The sequence below is a fragment of the Pseudomonas khorasanensis genome (assembly GCF_014268505.2).
GTDB classification, from domain to species: Bacteria; Pseudomonadota; Gammaproteobacteria; order Pseudomonadales; family Pseudomonadaceae; genus Aquipseudomonas; species Aquipseudomonas khorasanensis.
On sequence record NZ_JABWQP020000015.1, the window covers coordinates 57,039 to 72,907 of the forward strand.

The following is a 15,869-nucleotide window of genomic DNA, read 5'->3' on the forward strand; positions in this document are numbered from 1 at the left end:
GATCAAAAGATCGTGCTATTTCAACGTAATCCGTTTACCCATGCGGCTGGCAATCCCGCTCGCCTGCCCGTTCTGCTGCTTGCCCATCCGCGCCTGGGTGATCAGCCCGGGAATCAACTCTCCTTCTGGCAGATTCTTCCAGAACCGCACGGGCAAATGCCCTTGCATGACCTTCGGGTTCAAGCGCGCCGGGTTGAAAATGTGGCTGTAATAGGTCAACCACAGATCGCCGTGGGGATCGTCGACATTTTGCGCCAGTTGTTGCCATTCAATCGGGCAATGCCGCTCGTGGACCAACTGCTCGCCGTCGTAATACACACCGTCACGCGGTGTGGCGATCATCCAGCGATGCTTGCCCATCCGCCCGATGAAATGCTCGCTGGCGCTGTGCAGAATGTCGTGGGCCGGTTCGTGCCACGCCACGTATTGCGGGCCGGGAAGATCCCTGGGTCGCTCGATGAAGCGCACGAACGCATGCAGGTGATGGGCTTCGCGGCTGACCTGTTTGATTCGCCGCTGCAATTCGCTGCCCAGTTTGTCGCCGGCCATCATCGCCGTGCGGTCGCCGTGGCTGACTCGCCATAGAACCTCATACAACAGGCTCCAGCGTTGCTCGCCGCGATAGCGTGCCGCTTGTTCCAGCGTGTCGAGCAGCGCTCGTGGGATGCGCGCCTGAAACGGCCCCTGCCCTTCGGGTACAGGGTCGTCGCCGGCGAAGAGGTCGCCAACGCCTTCGCTCGCCCAGCTCACCAGACTCGGGTCGATTTCATGGCTGAGCAGCCAGCGCGCCTGCTGGCGCCAGGTGTCGAACAGGTCGTCGCAGTCCAGATTGATCATCCCCACAACCCCATCTGTTGCGGCATCGGCCGGTCGCGCAATTGCTGATACAGCATGTGGCTGGTGACTTCGGCCTGTTGCGGGTGGTAGTCGCTGGTGATGATGAAGGGCTTGGCCTTGGCCAGCACGCAGCGCATGCGCGCGACGTCCTCGTAGCGGATCCGCCGCTGGCGTCGCAGTTCGACCAGACGTTCGGTGGTGCGCAGGCCGATGCCGGGAATCCGTGCGATCAGCGCTGGCTCGGCACTGTTGAGGTCCAGCGGAAATACCTCGCGATTCTGCAAGGCCCAGGCGAGTTTCGGGTCGATGTCCAACGCCAGGTTACCCGGCCCTTCAAGCAGCTCGCCCGCGCTGTAGCCGTAGCTGCGCAAGAGAAAATCGGCCTGATACAAGCGATGTTCGCGCATCAGCGGCGGTGCGGCCAGCGGTACGCTTTTCGGGCTGTCGGGAATCGGGCTGAACGCGGAGTAATAGACCCGGCGCAGCCGGAAATTGCCATACAAGGCCTGCGCACCGTGGAGGATGGTGCTGTCGTCGGTGTCATCGGCGCCGACAATCATTTGCGTACTTTGCCCGGCCGGCGCGAACTTCGGCCTGCGAGGCTCATTGAGTACGGTCTGTTCACCGGTATAAATGGTCTGCATCGCCTGTTTGATCGAGCCGATGTCCTTCTCCGGCGCCAGGGTTTGCAGGCTGGCATCGGTGGGCAACTCGATATTGACGCTCAGGCGATCGGCGTAACGCCCGGCTTCTTCAATCAACGCAGGATCGGCCTCGGGAATGGTCTTGAGGTGGATGTATCCGCGAAACTCGTGCTCTTCGCGCAGCAGCTTGGCGACCCGCACCAGTTGTTCCATTGTGTAGTCCGCCGAGCGGATGATCCCGGAGCTGAGAAACAGGCCGCTGACGCAGTTGCGTCGGTAGAAATCCATGGTCAGGGCCACGACTTCCTCAGGTGTGAAGCGCGCTCGCGGCACATCGCTTGAACGGCGATTGACGCAATACTGGCAGTCGTAAAGACAGAAGTTGGTCAGGAGAATTTTCAGCAACGAAACACAGCGCCCGTCCGGCGTATAGCTATGGCAGATGCCCATGCCGTCGGTCGAGCCCAGACCGCTCTTGCCCTCGGAGCTGCGCTTGGGCGCGCCACTGCTTGCGCAGGAGGCGTCGTACTTGGCGGCGTCGGCGAGGATGCTGAGCTTGTCGATGATTTGCATGGCGCGGGCTCTTTACTGTGTGCATATACAGTATAGGCTCGACCGCCGCGAAACAAGCCGATGGATGACCCCTCGTCGGAGGAAGGCCAGGATCAAAAGATCGCAGCCTTCGGCAGCTCCTGCAAATTCGGGTTCGCTCGAAAATTATCGAGTGTATGCGCCTCCTGTAGGAGCTGCCGAAGGCTGCGATCTGTTGATCTGCTCTTCTGCTGCCAATTCAACGCCAAACCGCGCACTGATCTGCTTGCGTCCCGCTGCGGTCAGCGTCAACGCCCGTCTGTCCAGGTCCTGGGTCACCCAGTTGCGCTTCAGCGCCGTCTGCAGCAACGCCGCGCCCAGCGAGCCGCCCAAATGCGGCCGGCGCATGCTCCAGTCCAGACACGGGCAGGCAAACTTGCGCCGCATCGCAGTGAGGTCCCGCACCTCGATGCCCAACTGCGCGAACAACACCTCGCCACTCTCGCTTAGGCGATACGCCTGCTCATCCGTGGCCACCAGCCACCCGGCATCGATCAAACGGTCATGCAGCAAGACTGCCAGCGTCCCGGCCATATGGTCATAGCAGGTACGGGCAAACCGCAGGCGATCCGGTGTGTGCGGCTTGAATGTTGGCGCAGTGTTCTGGCCGATCACCATCAACGCTTCGAGCGCCTGGGCGACGCGCTTGTCGGCCAGGCTGTAATAGCGATGACGCCCCTGGATGTGCAGCCGTACCAGCGCCAGGTCTTTGAGTTTGGCCAAATGCGCACTGGCAGTAGAGGCGCTGACTTCGGCAACCGCTGCCAGCTCGGTGCTGGTGCGGGCGTGGCCGTCCATCAGCGAGCAGAGGATTTTCGTCCGCGCCGGCTCGGCAATGGCGGCAGCCACTTGCGAGACGCCGATGTCTTGATGTTCTGCGTGCATATTTCGCTCCCCGACGAATCGTCGTCGCTACGGACTGGAGATAGTAGCAACACTTTCTTCACCGACAAGGCGGCCCCTCATGGATCCCATCATCGCGGCGACTCACGCCGATCCGTACCCCTACTACGCGAAACTGCGCAACGAGGGCGGATTGACCTTTCATCCCGAATTGAAACTGTGGATCGCCAGCAGTGCCCGCGCCGTTTGCGCGGTACTCGCCCATGTCGATTGTCGGGTGCGCCCGCCGCAAGAGCCGGTGCCGTACGTCATTGCGCAAGGCCCGGCCGGGCAGGTTTTCGGCCAACTGATGCGGATGAACGACGGTGAGCGGCAGCGCTGCCCGCGCTCGGCCATAGAACCTGCGCTCGGGCTGATCAATGAAATTGAAGTCCAGCATTTGGTTTCGGCCCGACTATTCACAGCGGATGCAGACGGCCTCTACAAAGCCATGTTCCGCGGCCCGGTAGCCGTGGTCGCGGCATTGCTCGGCTTCACGCCGACGCAGAGCCGGACGATCAGTGAGCTGACCGCTGATTTCGTCGCCTGCCTGTCGCCCTTGAGCAATGACCTGCAGATCGCCGCCGCGCATGTTGCAGCAGCGCAATTGCGCGGTTGGTTCATTGAGCTGTTGGCCGATTGCAATGTGCATAGCGCCCTGCTGTCGAGCATCAGACACGGGTTCGAGGGCGACGAAGACACCCTGATCGCCAACCTGATCGGCCTCTGCTCGCAGACGTATGAAGCCTGCGCGGGACTTATCGGCAATGCGTTACTGGCGATCCGGCGCCAACCCGGATTGCGCGATGCATCCCTGGAAGCGCTGGTGGCTGAGGTTCAGCGTTTCGACCCGTCAGTTCAGAACACCCGGCGTTTTGTCGCTGCGGCGTGCGACATCGACGGACTGCGGCTGGAAGCTGGCGATATGATTTTGATCGTGCTCGCCTCGGCCAACCGCGACCCTGAACTCAATGAGGATCCCGATCGCTTCCTGCTGGATCGACCGAATCGCCGCAGCTTCAGTTTCGGCAGTGGTCGGCATGAGTGCCCGGGCCAAGCGCTGGCGGTGGGTATTGCCGCGGCGACTCTAAAGAAAATCCTTGTCAGTGGCCTTGATCTGAATTGCCTGAGCTGGAATTACAGGCCTTCGCTCAATGGGCGGGTTCCGCTTTTCAACATTGGCGGCGTCCAATGATCAAGCCACCCACTGCAGAATCAGCCAGCTATTGGCCCCGCTGATCACCACAAACAACCCCCACGCCAGAATGCGAGTCGGCAGGCGATTCACAAACGGGCCCATGAGCTGTTTGTCATTGGTCATGCGGATCAGCGGGTACAAGGCAAACGGCAGTTGCAGGCTCAGCACCACCTGACTCAGCACCAGCAATTTGCCCACCGCGCCATCGCCCATCAGCCACACGCCGAGGAACGCCGGAATCAGCGCCAGCCCTCGGGTGATAAAACGCCGCTGCCAGCACGGGATGCGCAGGTTCAGGTAGCCCTCCATGATCACTTGACCGGCGATGGTCCCGGTGAAGGTCGAACTTTGCCCGGACGCCAACAGCGCGACGCCGAACAGCACGCTGGCGAGCGCGCCACCGACCAGCGGATCGAGCAAGTGATAGGCGTCCTGAATGTCGACCACATCGGTATGTCCGGACTGGTGGAAAGCAGCCGCCGCGAGAATCAGAATCGCCGCGTTCACCAGCAGCGCCAGGGCCAGCGAGCCGATCGTGTCGATGCGCGCCAATTTCACCGCGTCCTGTTTGCTGGCCAGATCCTTGCCGATCATCCGCGTCTGCACGATCGAGGTGTGCAGATAGAGGTTATGCGGCATGACCGTGGCCCCCAGGATTCCGATCGCCAGGTACAACGGCGCCGCATTGCCGATGGCCGACAATGACGGTTTGAAGCCCTGAGCCACGTCCGGCCAGTAAGGTTTGATCAGCAACAGTTCTACAAGAAAACACACGCCGATGGTCGCCACCAGTACCAGCATGATCGCTTCCAGGCGCCGGAAACCACGGTTCTGCAGAGCCAGCACCAGCAGCGTGTCGAACGCTGTCAGGGCGATACCGAACGTCAGCGAACAACCGAGCAAAAGGTGAAACGCCAGCGCGCAACCGAGCACTTCGGCCAAATCCGTGGCGATGATCGAGATTTCCGCCAGCACCCATTGCAGGCGTGCGGTCGGCTTGCTGTAACGCTCGCGCGACAACTGCGCCAGATCGCGCCCGGTGGCGATGCCAAGGCGCGAACACAGACACTGCACAACCATGCCCGCCAGACTTGCCAGCAACACCACGAACAACAGGCTATAGCCAAAACGCGACCCGGCCTCGATAGCCGTCGCCCAGTTACCAGGGTCCATGTAGCCGATCGACACCAGCAAACCGGGGCCGGCAAAACGTAAAACGCGCTTGAAGAACGAGGCAGCAGGATCGACCGCGACACTGCCAGCCACTTCCGGCGGGCAAAAAGGCGCGGTGGCGATTTTGGGCAAACTGAATTTCACGCACACATCCGGACACAATTTCAAAGGCGCAGCTTAGACGTTTCTGCACGGGCCTTGAAGAGCCAAGATCGCAGCCTTCGGCAGCTCCTACAGAATGGGCGCGCGCTATCGACTATCGCCCAGCAACTGCTCACGCAGCTCGGGACTGCGAGTACGCGGATCCAGCCAGATATCAAAGAAAGCCCGCGCAAACTGCGGATCGTCGATCTCATGTTGCAACTGCTGACCGACAAAAAAACGTGCGCCCTGCCCCGGTAAATACACGCCGGTAATCCGCGTGCCCGCCTGTACATCAACGAACGCTTGCTGCATCTGCACTTGCCAGCGCGCCAGTTGCTCGGCGCTGACGCTGGCGCCTGCCAGGCGTTTGATTTCATCGACACTGGTGCTGACCAGATCTTCGCGGGTGATCTTGCGGCGGTAGATCAGCTCCAGCGCGAAAGGTTGGTCCGCCGCCAAAGGCCGCTTGGCACTCCACAGGCGAGCGCTGTAAACGTCAAAGCCGAACACGCTGAAATCGCCGCGACCGATGATCTGCGCACCGGGCACGGCGTCTTGCCAGTTGGCCCACGCGGGCGTCAGCAGCAACGCCCACAGGCCGATGCCGCAACAGCCACGCACAAGCTTCGAGGTTTTATTCATCGACCCACGCCTCCATTGCGAATTGATGCCCACAGCATAGCGGCATTTCATGATGGATTTTTGTATACAAATTTTGCACACATGCGCAGCAATCCTCGGTTGGCGCTGCTAACGTGGCTCACCCCACATCCCACGGAGACTCTCGCGTGTTGATTCTCAAGCTGCTGCTGATTCCTGGTTTTTTGCTGCTGATTTCTTTGGCCGGTAAACGCTGGGGGCCGAGCGTGGCCGGGTGGCTGTCGGGGTTGCCGGTGGTGGTCGGGCCGATTCTGTTTTTCCTTGCCATCGAGCAGGGGCCGCAGTTTGCCGCGCAATCGGCGGTGGCAGCGTTGTCGGCGATGTTCGCGATGATCGCTTTCTGCATCACCTATGCGCAAGTTGCGCAGCGGGCAAACTGGCCGTGGGCATTGACGATTTCACTGGCCGTTTGGGGCGTGCTGGCGCTGTTGTTGTCGGTGATTCCGGCGTCCTTGCCCTTCTCGGTGATCGCCGCTGCAGTGGCGCTGCTCGCTTCGCCCTATTTGTTTCCAGAGGTGCAGCCGGTATTGAACGGCCCGGCACCCAAGTCGGACAAACTGATCTGGCGGATGATCGCAGGCGCGGCGTTGACGCTGGTCGTCACGATGCTCGCCAGCACCGTCGGCGAGCGCTGGAGCGGCCTGCTCGCGGTATTCCCGGTGCTGGGCAGCGTGATGGCCGTGTTCTCGCAACAGACGCGTGGCCCGGCGTTTACCGCTGCGTTATTGCGAGCGACGGCGACCGGCATGTACTCGTTTTCGGCGTTCTGCCTGGTCTCGGCACTGACGCTGCCCACCATGGGCTTGAGCGGTTTTGTAGTGGGCGTGGCGGTCTCGGTGGCCATGCTCGGCGTGACCAGGCGCCTGCTGGCGCGGCCGGTGGCAAAGGCACAAGCGTAGTAGGCCCTGACGAATCGCGCTGGAACGCCCGGCACGCTCCATGGGATGATCGCCCGCCTCGCGCGACCATTCACCGGAGATTCACATGTCATTGTTGAGCAAAAAAGTCGCCGTCCTGATGCTGGCGGCCTTCGCCGGCTTCGCGGCGGTCAACGCGCACGCGGCCAAGGAAACAGTCAAAACCGAAAAGGTATCGATGCTCGACGGCAAGTTTGTGTTCGTGCTGCCCAAAGGGTTCGTCGCCGACCCGCTGCCTGCCAGCCCGAGCGGTGCCAAGGGCACGATGTACACCAACCAGGCGACGAAAACCGTGGTCATTGCTGCGGAAAACCAGATCCCCGAAGGGCAGAACGTCAAGGATAACGACGGTGAGTTTCTCGACGGCAGCGTGTCGAGTTTCATCGACGATCAGCGCAAGGCCCTGCCGGACTTCAACAAGCTCAGCGAGAAAAGCCTGACCCAGAAAGGCACCGGCCTCGGTTTGCGCCAGGTTGACAGTACCGCCGCCCAGGGCGGTGGCCAGACGCTGAACACCACGCTGCTCGCCGGCTCAGGCACAAAAATGGCGCTGGTGCAGGTGATTTCCCGCGCCAGCGACAAGAAGGCTCACGATGCCCTGGTGAAAACCATCGTCAAGGATTGAGCTGCTGCAACCAGCCGTTCAAGTCGCGCAGTTCGGTCGCGCTGATGCTGTGGCCGACGCCGGGATAAGCGTGGAACTCGGGCTTGTAATCAAGCGTCTGCAACAGTGCATTGGCTTCAGTGCCATGGCGATAAGGCACCGGATCATCGGCGGTGCCGTGGCCGATAAAGATGTTCAGCGGCAGTGGTGGTTGCCCAGGCTTGAGTTCGGCTTTCAACACCGGCAACAACCGCCCGCTCAACGCGGCAAACCCGCCCACGACCACCGGTGCACGCAGACCCACTTCGTAGCTCATCATGGCGCCCTGGCTGAAACCGACCAGATACACCTTGTCTGGCGCGGCGTGGTACTTCTTCGCTGCCTGAACGATAAAGTCCCGCAGCTTCTGGCCGCTGGCTTTCAAGTCATCGGTCTCGCCGTTGTAGGCACCGTCGCCTTTCTTGCGAAACCACTGGTAACGTCCCTCACCCAGAGACATTGGCGCGCGCACTGAAAGGTAGTTGTACTGCGCCGGCAGCTGAAATTTCATGCCGATCAGGTCGGCCTCGTTACTGCCGTAGCCGTGCAGGAAAATCACCAGCGGACGCGGTTCGGCGTCGGCGTGAACCTGTTCGAGGTACTTGAGCGGCAGATCGGTTTGCAAGGTGGTCTGCCCATGGACGGCGGTGGATGCGAGCAGGGTCAGCAGAGCGAATATTTTCAGCATTGAAGCGTTCCTTCACAGAGTGTCGGGTTCGCGGGGGAGCCTAACATCCTGGGGTGAGGATCCAAATCTTGCGGTGAGGCTGATGCCCTCTTCGCGAGCAGGCTCGCTCCCACAGGGAACGCATTTCAACTGTGGGAGCGAGCCTGCTCGCGATGTGGCCAGCAAATTCCGCGAAGATCCATCAGTCGTTGGTCAGCTTCCCGGTACGAAACGGCACCCGCCCCGCCACTTTCGCCTGCCAGATCCCCGGTTCGGTATAACGCCCGCGGTCAATCGCGAACAACACCCCGCTGGTGCCGGCGCGCACCGTGGTGACGCGATCCTGCAACGGATCGACCACCTCGAACAGCGCATCGCCCTTCTCAACCCACTCACCGGCATTGCGCAGGAAACTGACCACGCCATGATGCGGCGCAAACAGGTATTCGGTGCCTTCGAACGGCAGGCCTTCACAGCACGCGCTCGGCGCCGCCGGCCATTCACCGCTGATGAAACCCTGCTCGGCAAGAAAGCCCAGAATCGCTTCGCAATTGGCCTGCGCCTGATCCACGCGCGTGTCGCCCATGCTGCCCAGTTCCAGCGTTGTCGCCAGGTTCGCCGGCGGAATCGCCGCGTTCGGGAATGCTCGGGCCAAACGCAGCCACGGCGTTGAGCAGGATTCATCGAACGAGCTCCCGCCGGAATCCTCGCACAGCAACGCCACGCCCGCCTTCAGCCGTGCCGCCAGCGATTGCCATCGAGGCCAGTGTTGCGGCAGTGCGTAGAGGTGAATCGCAGCGTCGAAGTCGCAATGCAAATCAAGGGTGATGTCGGCATCGCAGGCGTGACGTAACAATAAGCGGTGCAGGGCTTCCAGTTGCGAGGCCGGCGCCGGCAGCGCATCGAACACCTGAACCATGGCCTGGCGGATCAGCGCGATATTGGCCTCGGCATCGGCGCCAAGACGCTGGCCAACCAACGCGCCTACCGGGGCACTGAGCTCGACGAACGCACGGTTGAAATTCTTGCCGCTGCCCAGTTCAAAGCGGCCCATGTGATTGCCTTGCAGGTGCTGATCCAGACCGATCGGATTAGCCACCGGCACGAGTTCGATCACGCCCTGCAGGCGGCCTTGCTGTTCCAGTTCATTCAGGCGTTGCTTGAGTTCCCACGCGGTGCGCATGCCCGGCAGCTCATCGGCATGCAGACTGGCCTGGATGTAGACCTTGCGGCCGCCGGTGCCGTAACGAAACACGCTGAGGGAGCGCTCGCTGCCCAAGTGGCTCCAGGGCAGAACGTGGTCGATGCGTTGCATGGGAAACTCCTGAGTGGCGCGATAGCGCAACGCCCTGTGGGAGCGAGCCTGCTCGCGAATGCGCTGGGTCAGACAGCGAAGATATCGGATGTTAAACCGCTTTCGCGAGCAGGCTCGCTCCCACGCGGGATCTGTATCAGTCAAAAAATGTGCAATAAAAAGTGGCCGCCGCGCAAACGGGGCCACTCTATTTTACGGCGTATTAATGGCCGTAGACGTCAAAGTCGAAGTACTTGTCCTGCACCTTTTTGTACTCGCCATTGGCGCGGATTTCGGTGATGGCTTTGTTGAACTGCTCGGCCAGCGCGGTATCGCCCTTGCGCACCGCAATGCCAGCGCCGCCGCCGAAGTACTTGGCGTCTTCGTAAGTCGGGCCGACGAATTCGAAGCCCTTGCCGGCGTCGGTTTTCAGGAAACCATCGCTGAGGTTGACCGAGTCGGCCAGCATGGCGTCGAGACGGCCGGAGACGATATCAAGGTTGGCCTCCTGCTGCGAGCCGTAACGCACCAGATCGATCCCGGCCGGGACCAGCACTTCGGTGGCGAAACGGTCGTGGGTGCTGGCACGCAGCACGCCGACTTTCTTGCCTTTGAGCTGAGTCAGCGGGTCGGTGACGTTCGAGCCGGCCTTCATCACGAAACGTGCCGGCGTGTGGTAGTACTTGATGGTGAAATCGACGTTTTTCTTGCGGTCATCAGTGATGGTCATCGACGACAGAATCGCGTCGATCTTCTTAACTTTCAATGCCGGGATCAGGCCATCGAACTCTTGCTCGACCCACGTACATTTAACGTTCATCTGCGCACACAGGGCGTCGCCGATGTCCACGTCAAAACCAGTGAGTTTGCCGTCAGGGGTTTTCATCGAGAATGGCGGATAACCGGCTTCGATACCGATGCGAATCGGCTTCGCATCTGCAGCCACTGCGGTCAAGGACAACATCGACAGTGCCAGGGCACCGAACATCACTAGCTTTTTCATTTATTACTCCCGTGCGGAGGATTTTATTGGCAGCGTTCGATCAACGTTCGGTCATGGCGTTCTAACGTCAAACACCGACGTGGCCGGCAGTCTATGGTGGCGCGCACAAGGGCAATTGTTTTTAAGCGACAAATACTTACAGATGATCGGCGCACACATTGACGGGGTTCAACACGTGCTCCGTGGTGGTGCAAAAGCTGTAGGACACGGCGCTTTTTTTGCGCAGAAATTTTGCCAATATCGACCGGTACGCTCCGCCTTCCAGACAGCGGACGCGGAGCGTCCATGGACGCATTCCCACGCAGAGCGTGGGAACGATCTAGGGAGGCGGGGCGACTGAAGTGTCAGCAAGCGCAACTGATCGCGGCATTATCGACCGACGCGACGCTCAACTCAAAACCTTCGTCCAGCCATCCGGTGACGCCGCCGATCATCTCCTTGACCGGATAACCCAGCGCTGCCAGTTTCACCGCCGCCTTGTTCGCGCCGTTGCAATGCGGCCCGGCGCAATAGACAACGAACAACGTGTTTTGAGGGTAATCGACCAGGCGTTCCGCCTTGAGCAAGCGCGTCGGGATATTGATCGCGCCCGGCACATGACCGCGCTCGAACGCCAATGGCCCACGCACATCCACCAGAACGAAATCGACCTCCCCCGCCTCCTGGCTGCTGAATACGTCGGAACAATCGGTTTCGAAAGTCAGACGGTTGCTGAAATGCATCAGGGCAATCGCTGATGGGGCTGCGGGGACTTCACGAACCAGGCTGGTCATAAGGTGTTGCTCCTTTGTCTGTGGGGGTGTGAACAGACTGTATCGAGACGCCGCTTGCCGCTACAGTGGCGCACAAGACACTGACCGGGAGTTTTCCGCCAAATGCCCACTCACCCAAACCTGGTTGCGATTCTGGCGTACGACGGCCTGTGCACCTTCGAATTCGGCATCGCCGTGGAGATCTTCGGCCTGGCCAGGCCGGAGTTCGATTTTCCCTGGTACGAGCATGCGATCGCCGCTGTCGATCAAGGTCCGATGCGCGCCATGGGCGGGATTCAGGTTCTGGCCGATGGTGGCCTGGAATTGCTGGCCGAAGCGCGCACCATCGTCATCCCCGGATGGCGCGACCGCCATGCGCCGGTTCCGCCAGCGCTGATCGCAGCGTTGCGTCAGGCTCATGACCGTGGCGCTCGCTTGCTGTCGATCTGTTCAGGCGTGTTCGTCCTGGCGGCCAGCGGTTTGCTCGATGGCCACCGCGCGACCACTCACTGGCGCTACGCCGCCGAACTGGCACAACGGTTCCCCGCCATCGAGGTCGATCCGGACGTGCTTTACGTCGACGCCGGTCAGTTGATCACCTCAGCGGGCAGCGCGGCCGGCATCGACGCCTGCCTGCACTTGGTGGCGCGCGACTTCGGCACGCAGATAGCCAATGCAGTAGCGCGACGATTGGTCATGTCGCCTCAACGCACCGGCGGCCAGGCACAGTTCATCCCGACCCCGGTCAGCCCGACACCGCGCAGCGATTTGTCGCGGGTCATGCAATGGGCCCGCGAGCGCCTGCACCAACCGCTGGAAGTGCGCGACCTGGCCAGTGAAGCAGCCATGAGCGAACGCACGTTTCTACGGCGTTTTACCGAAGCCAGCGGGCAGTCGCCCAAGGCGTGGTTGCAACACGAACGCCTGGCCCGGGCGCGAGAACTACTCGAGAGCACCCATGAGCACACCGAGCAGATCGCCCAGCGCTGCGGCTATCGCTCGGTGGAAAGCTTCCGGGTGGCGTTTCGCAGCGTGGTGGGCGTGCCGCCTTCGGTTTATCGGGAGCGGTTTGGGCGAGGCAGCAATCCTCCGCTTTATCCTGCGCCTTTGTAAGCGCAACTGATATCGGCGGGGCCAGCCGAAACGATCCAACGATAAATTGTGAGAGGGTGCGAATACGACTTGCTTTATATCGTTTCTGATATAACCTCAAAACAAGCGCTTCGCCGGCACTTTTTGCAATACAACTCAACATCACCGCTCGTGTTGAGCTCCTACGCTTTTCCTTTTTACGAGGGAGAAGTCAATGGCAAGACACAAGGATGTGGTGTTTGTAGGGAGCGCGCTGAAGGATCTGAAAGCGTTCCCGCCTGATGCCCGGAGGGCTGCAGGGTTTCACCTGGATCTTTTACAGCAGGGTGATGCGCCCCTTGATTGGCGCCCCATGAAAGCCGCAGGACGGGGCGTCAACGAAATTAGAATCACTGAGGACTCGGGAGCGTTTCGCGTGTTTTATGTCGTCAGCCGACCTGAAGCAATTTATGTGTTGCACGCTATGCATAAGACCACGCGCAAAACAGCAACCAGAGACATCGAACTGGCCCGCGCCAGATACCAGGAAATAGGTTAAGCCATGAAGGACGATCAAGAGTTATACCAACGTTTCTCGAGCGTTTGGGACGCGCTGGAAGATACGCCCCAGGAAGCCGCCAATATGCGTTTGCGAGCGAAGCTCATGCGCTCGCTTTGCGAGACCATCCGGGCTTGGGAACTTCCCCAGAAGGATGCCGCTCGGCGACTGGGAATCACGCAGCCACGCCTCAATGATGTACTCAACGGGAAAATCGACAAGTTCTCGCTGGACGCTCTGGTCAATCTTTCAGCGGCAGCAAGGCTGGAGGTTGATATTTGCTTTCCGTCGGGCCCACCGCTGGAATGGGCCTGAGCATCGCTCTGCCGAACAATTCGTCGATTTAACGCGGTGCCCAAATCTCCGAGAATTAGAGGCGTGTGATTTCGAAGGTAACCGTCGGCAGCATCCAGCGAATGCAACGCTTCGCTGGATTGCTCGCCACTGGGCGTTCATTTTCCATCGAGCCTGCTTCCAAGCCTGACCTCCTTCTCAATCCTCCCGCGTCAAAACCTCCAACAACTCAATCTCGAACACCAGATTCGAGTTCGGCGGAATCTTGCCCATGGTTCGCTCGCCATAACCCAGATGCGCCGGCACCCGCAGTTTTCGCTTGCCGCCCACCTGCATCCCCATCAAGCCCTGGTCCCAGCCCTTGATAACCCGGCCCGTGCCGATCACGCACTGAAACGGTTTGCCACGGCTGTAGGAAGAGTCGAATTCGGTGCCGTCTTCCAGCCAGCCAGTGTATTGGGTGGTGATCAGCGCGCCTTTTACGGCGGCTTTGCCGTCGCCCGGTTGCAGATCGATGATTTGCAGTTCGTCCGTCATATCTTTAGCTCTGTTGAGATTGTCACGGATGGCGTTTTCGCAGAATCCATCCGCGATGGCAATCCATGGAACCGAAACGCGCACCGCTGCTCACATGTTTATCGACATCGTATTACGACAAGGATGCTTTGATGACCGACTCCCGATTGCTGCGCAGTTTCATTCCGCCCTACATCCTCAACCGCATCATTGCCCACGGTTCGGAGCCGCAGCGCAATGCCGCGATGCAGACGCTCAATCATGTGCGCAGCCTGTTGCCCAACCCCGGCCGACCCTCCCAGGCGCCGGCACGGGCGGTTCTGCCGCAGGCGAGCAAACCCGGGCTGGCCCGGCGCAGCGTGCATGATGCGCAAAACAAAATGCTCTTGCCCGGGATGGCCGTGCGCGTTGAAGGCCAACCGCCCTCGGGTGATCCAGCGGTCGACGAGGCCTACGACGCATTGGGCGCCAGCTATGATTTCTTCTGGAAAGTGTTGGGACGCGACTCGATCGACAATCAGGGTTTTGCCCTGATTGGCACTGTGCATTACGGCCAGGGTTACGAGAACGCTTTCTGGAACGGTGCGCAGATGGTCTTTGGTGACGGCGATGGCGAAATCTTCCAGCGCTTCACCCGCTCGCTCGACGTGATTGCCCATGAACTGGCCCACGGCGTCACCGAGAGCGAGGCCGGGCTGGTTTATGCCAACCAGTCAGGGGCGTTGAACGAATCACTGTCGGACGTGTTTGGCGTACTGACCAAGCAATACACCCTCGGGCAAACCGCCGAGCAGGCGGACTGGCTGATCGGTGCCGACCTGCTGATGCCCAATATCAAGGGCAAGGGCCTGCGCTCGATGTCGCACCCCGGCACCGCCTATGACGATCCGTTGCTGGGCAAAGACCCGCAACCAGACCATATGCGCAAGTTCGTCATCACCAGTGAAGACAATGGCGGCGTGCACATCAATTCCGGTATTCCCAACCGCGCCTTTTATCTGGCGGCCCGCTCGTTCGGCGGATTTGCCTGGGAAAAAGCCGGACGGATCTGGTACGACACACTGTGCGACGACCGCTTGAGCCAGGATGCGACGTTCGACGCGTTTGCAAAATTGACCGTCGATCACGCCGGCCAGCGCTTCGGCGTCAAGGAAGCCGACGCTGTGCAGCAGGCCTGGGCACAGGTCGGCATTGAATAATCCGAGGAGTCTGTATGAAAACGCTACCCGAGTTAGGTGACGATTCTGTTCTACGTGTATCTCGCCAGGGTGGCGTTGCAGCGATCCACAGCCTGAGCCGACCTCGGGAGATCGAGTTCGCACAATGCGACATCAGCCAACGGTCAAGAATCTGCTCCGTACTGGAGGGCTGCCTGCCGCTGGACAGCAGCGAGTCCGGGCGCGGTGATCAACGTTTCTATCAGATTGAAGTGCGTTATCAGTCCGGCGAGATGGTACTGAAAGTACCGGAAGATCAGGCGCCGGGGGATCTGGTGCATCTTTGGGACAAGGGGGAGCTTCTGTAAACGCTCCCCCGACATTCAGGCCTATCGCTCTACCGGCTGCATCTCGACAATCGTGCCGTTGGTGATCATCACCATCACGTATTTGTCGTTGATCTGCACCCACTGCGCCTGTTCGACCGGTGCCTTGAGGCCTTTGGCTTTCCAGTTCTGCAGGGCCTTGTCCTTGCGCTGGTACATCTCCGGGGCGCGATCGTTGACCTTCAACTGACGGTCGCTGCTGGTCGATTGCACGGAAGGCTCGCTTGAGGTTTGCGCCGCTTGAACAATGGGCGTGATCCCGGCAATACCGGCAACGAGGGCCAGGCTGGCGATTAGGGTTTTGCTGTTCATCGGTGAACCTCTTTCAGATGAGTAGTACCTGAACTCCGACTGCGTGGCGCGGGAAACATTCCTTGTTTTTCACTGCGGCCGGCGGACAAATCGTCGCCGCTCCTCCGCCCTCTGCCGGGAGCTGGCCCGCTGCCACATTCACGCTGGATTTGCGCTAATATGCCGCGCC

Annotated in this window: 19 protein-coding genes; 8 read left to right on the forward strand and 11 right to left on the reverse strand. The window is 60.4% G+C overall.

What is annotated here, in order from left to right; all coding sequences use genetic code 11:
* Window positions 1–15: 15 nt before the first annotated feature.
* From HU727_RS22815 to HU727_RS22825, 3 genes are all read right to left on the reverse strand, one after another.
* Window positions 16–837 carry a TIGR03915 family putative DNA repair protein gene (locus HU727_RS22815; RefSeq protein ID WP_186533893.1) on the reverse strand — a complete coding sequence of 274 codons (822 nt, stop codon included), beginning with the start codon at window positions 835–837 and terminating at the stop codon, window positions 16–18.
* On the reverse strand, window positions 834–2,054 hold the full coding sequence (locus HU727_RS22820; protein ID WP_186533892.1) for a putative DNA modification/repair radical SAM protein: 1,221 nt from the start codon (window positions 2,052–2,054) through the stop codon (window positions 834–836). Before HU727_RS22820 ends, HU727_RS22815 begins: the two co-directional genes overlap by 4 nt.
* 144 nt (window positions 2,055–2,198) lie before the next feature.
* Window positions 2,199–2,957, reverse strand: coding sequence for an ArsR/SmtB family transcription factor (locus HU727_RS22825; protein WP_186533891.1), 759 nt, complete (start codon window positions 2,955–2,957; stop codon window positions 2,199–2,201).
* A gap of 79 nt (window positions 2,958–3,036) precedes the next feature.
* Between HU727_RS22825 and HU727_RS22830 the strand changes: the two genes are divergently transcribed.
* Window positions 3,037–4,149, forward strand: coding sequence for a cytochrome P450 (locus HU727_RS22830; RefSeq protein WP_186533890.1), 1,113 nt, complete (start codon window positions 3,037–3,039; stop codon window positions 4,147–4,149).
* On the opposite strand, the gene HU727_RS22835 is transcribed toward HU727_RS22830, so the two are convergent.
* Window positions 4,150–5,469 carry an Nramp family divalent metal transporter gene (locus HU727_RS22835; RefSeq protein WP_186533889.1) on the reverse strand — a complete coding sequence of 440 codons (1,320 nt, stop codon included), beginning with the start codon at window positions 5,467–5,469 and terminating at the stop codon, window positions 4,150–4,152.
* 105 nt (window positions 5,470–5,574) lie between these two features.
* Window positions 5,575–6,111 carry a chalcone isomerase family protein gene (locus tag HU727_RS22840; RefSeq protein WP_186533888.1) on the reverse strand — a complete coding sequence of 179 codons (537 nt, stop codon included), beginning with the start codon at window positions 6,109–6,111 and terminating at the stop codon, window positions 5,575–5,577.
* Between the two features lie 146 nt (window positions 6,112–6,257).
* On the opposite strand from HU727_RS22840, the gene HU727_RS22845 reads away from it, so the two are divergent.
* Complete coding sequence (locus HU727_RS22845) at window positions 6,258–7,028, forward strand: hypothetical protein (RefSeq protein ID WP_186533887.1); 771 nt, start codon at window positions 6,258–6,260, stop codon at window positions 7,026–7,028.
* 85 nt (window positions 7,029–7,113) lie between these two features.
* Window positions 7,114–7,671 carry a DcrB/PsbP domain-containing protein gene (locus tag HU727_RS22850; RefSeq protein WP_186533886.1) on the forward strand — a complete coding sequence of 186 codons (558 nt, stop codon included), beginning with the start codon at window positions 7,114–7,116 and terminating at the stop codon, window positions 7,669–7,671.
* On the opposite strand, the gene HU727_RS22855 is transcribed toward HU727_RS22850, so the two are convergent.
* From HU727_RS22855 to HU727_RS22870, 4 genes are all read right to left on the reverse strand, one after another.
* On the reverse strand, window positions 7,661–8,377 hold the full coding sequence (locus tag HU727_RS22855; protein ID WP_186533885.1) for an alpha/beta hydrolase: 717 nt from the start codon (window positions 8,375–8,377) through the stop codon (window positions 7,661–7,663). The two genes, HU727_RS22850 and HU727_RS22855, sit on opposite strands and share 11 nt — an antisense overlap.
* 181 nt (window positions 8,378–8,558) lie before the next feature.
* The gene (locus HU727_RS22860) at window positions 8,559–9,671 is read right to left on the reverse strand and encodes a succinylglutamate desuccinylase/aspartoacylase family protein (protein WP_186533884.1); all 1,113 of its coding nucleotides are present in this window, start codon (window positions 9,669–9,671) and stop codon (window positions 8,559–8,561) included.
* 202 nt (window positions 9,672–9,873) lie between these two features.
* Window positions 9,874–10,653, reverse strand: a complete 780-nt coding sequence (locus tag HU727_RS22865; protein WP_186533883.1) for an ABC transporter substrate-binding protein — start codon at window positions 10,651–10,653, stop codon at window positions 9,874–9,876.
* Window positions 10,654–10,997: 344 nt separating this feature from the next.
* Window positions 10,998–11,426 (reverse strand): rhodanese-like domain-containing protein, encoded by a 429-nt coding sequence (locus HU727_RS22870; protein WP_186533882.1) that lies wholly within the window; start codon window positions 11,424–11,426, stop codon window positions 10,998–11,000.
* A 102-nt stretch (window positions 11,427–11,528) separates the two neighbouring features.
* On the opposite strand from HU727_RS22870, the gene ftrA reads away from it, so the two are divergent.
* The 3 genes from ftrA (at window position 11,529) to HU727_RS22885 (ending at window position 13,350) form a co-directional block, all read left to right on the forward strand.
* Complete coding sequence (gene ftrA, locus HU727_RS22875) at window positions 11,529–12,518, forward strand: transcriptional regulator FtrA (protein WP_186533881.1); 990 nt, start codon at window positions 11,529–11,531, stop codon at window positions 12,516–12,518.
* Between the two features lie 193 nt (window positions 12,519–12,711).
* Entirely contained in the window at window positions 12,712–13,035 is a 324-nt protein-coding gene (locus tag HU727_RS22880; RefSeq protein WP_186533880.1) for a type II toxin-antitoxin system RelE/ParE family toxin, read from the forward strand.
* A gap of 3 nt (window positions 13,036–13,038) precedes the next feature.
* A complete protein-coding gene (locus tag HU727_RS22885) occupies window positions 13,039–13,350 on the forward strand; it encodes a helix-turn-helix domain-containing protein (protein WP_186533879.1) in 312 nt (103 codons plus the stop codon).
* A 177-nt stretch (window positions 13,351–13,527) separates the two neighbouring features.
* Here the strand turns inward: HU727_RS22885 and HU727_RS22890 are convergent, their stop codons facing one another.
* A complete protein-coding gene (locus HU727_RS22890) occupies window positions 13,528–13,866 on the reverse strand; it encodes an FKBP-type peptidyl-prolyl cis-trans isomerase (RefSeq protein ID WP_186533878.1) in 339 nt (112 codons plus the stop codon).
* A 131-nt stretch (window positions 13,867–13,997) separates the two neighbouring features.
* Between HU727_RS22890 and HU727_RS22895 the strand changes: the two genes are divergently transcribed.
* Window positions 13,998–15,044, forward strand: a complete 1,047-nt coding sequence (locus tag HU727_RS22895) for a M4 family metallopeptidase (RefSeq protein WP_186533877.1) — start codon at window positions 13,998–14,000, stop codon at window positions 15,042–15,044.
* A 14-nt stretch (window positions 15,045–15,058) separates the two neighbouring features.
* A complete protein-coding gene (locus HU727_RS22900) occupies window positions 15,059–15,370 on the forward strand; it encodes a protealysin inhibitor emfourin (RefSeq protein ID WP_186533876.1) in 312 nt (103 codons plus the stop codon).
* Between the two features lie 21 nt (window positions 15,371–15,391).
* Here the strand turns inward: HU727_RS22900 and HU727_RS22905 are convergent, their stop codons facing one another.
* Entirely contained in the window at window positions 15,392–15,700 is a 309-nt protein-coding gene (locus HU727_RS22905; protein ID WP_186533875.1) for an RcnB family protein, read from the reverse strand.
* Between the last annotated feature and the right edge of the window lie 169 nt (window positions 15,701–15,869).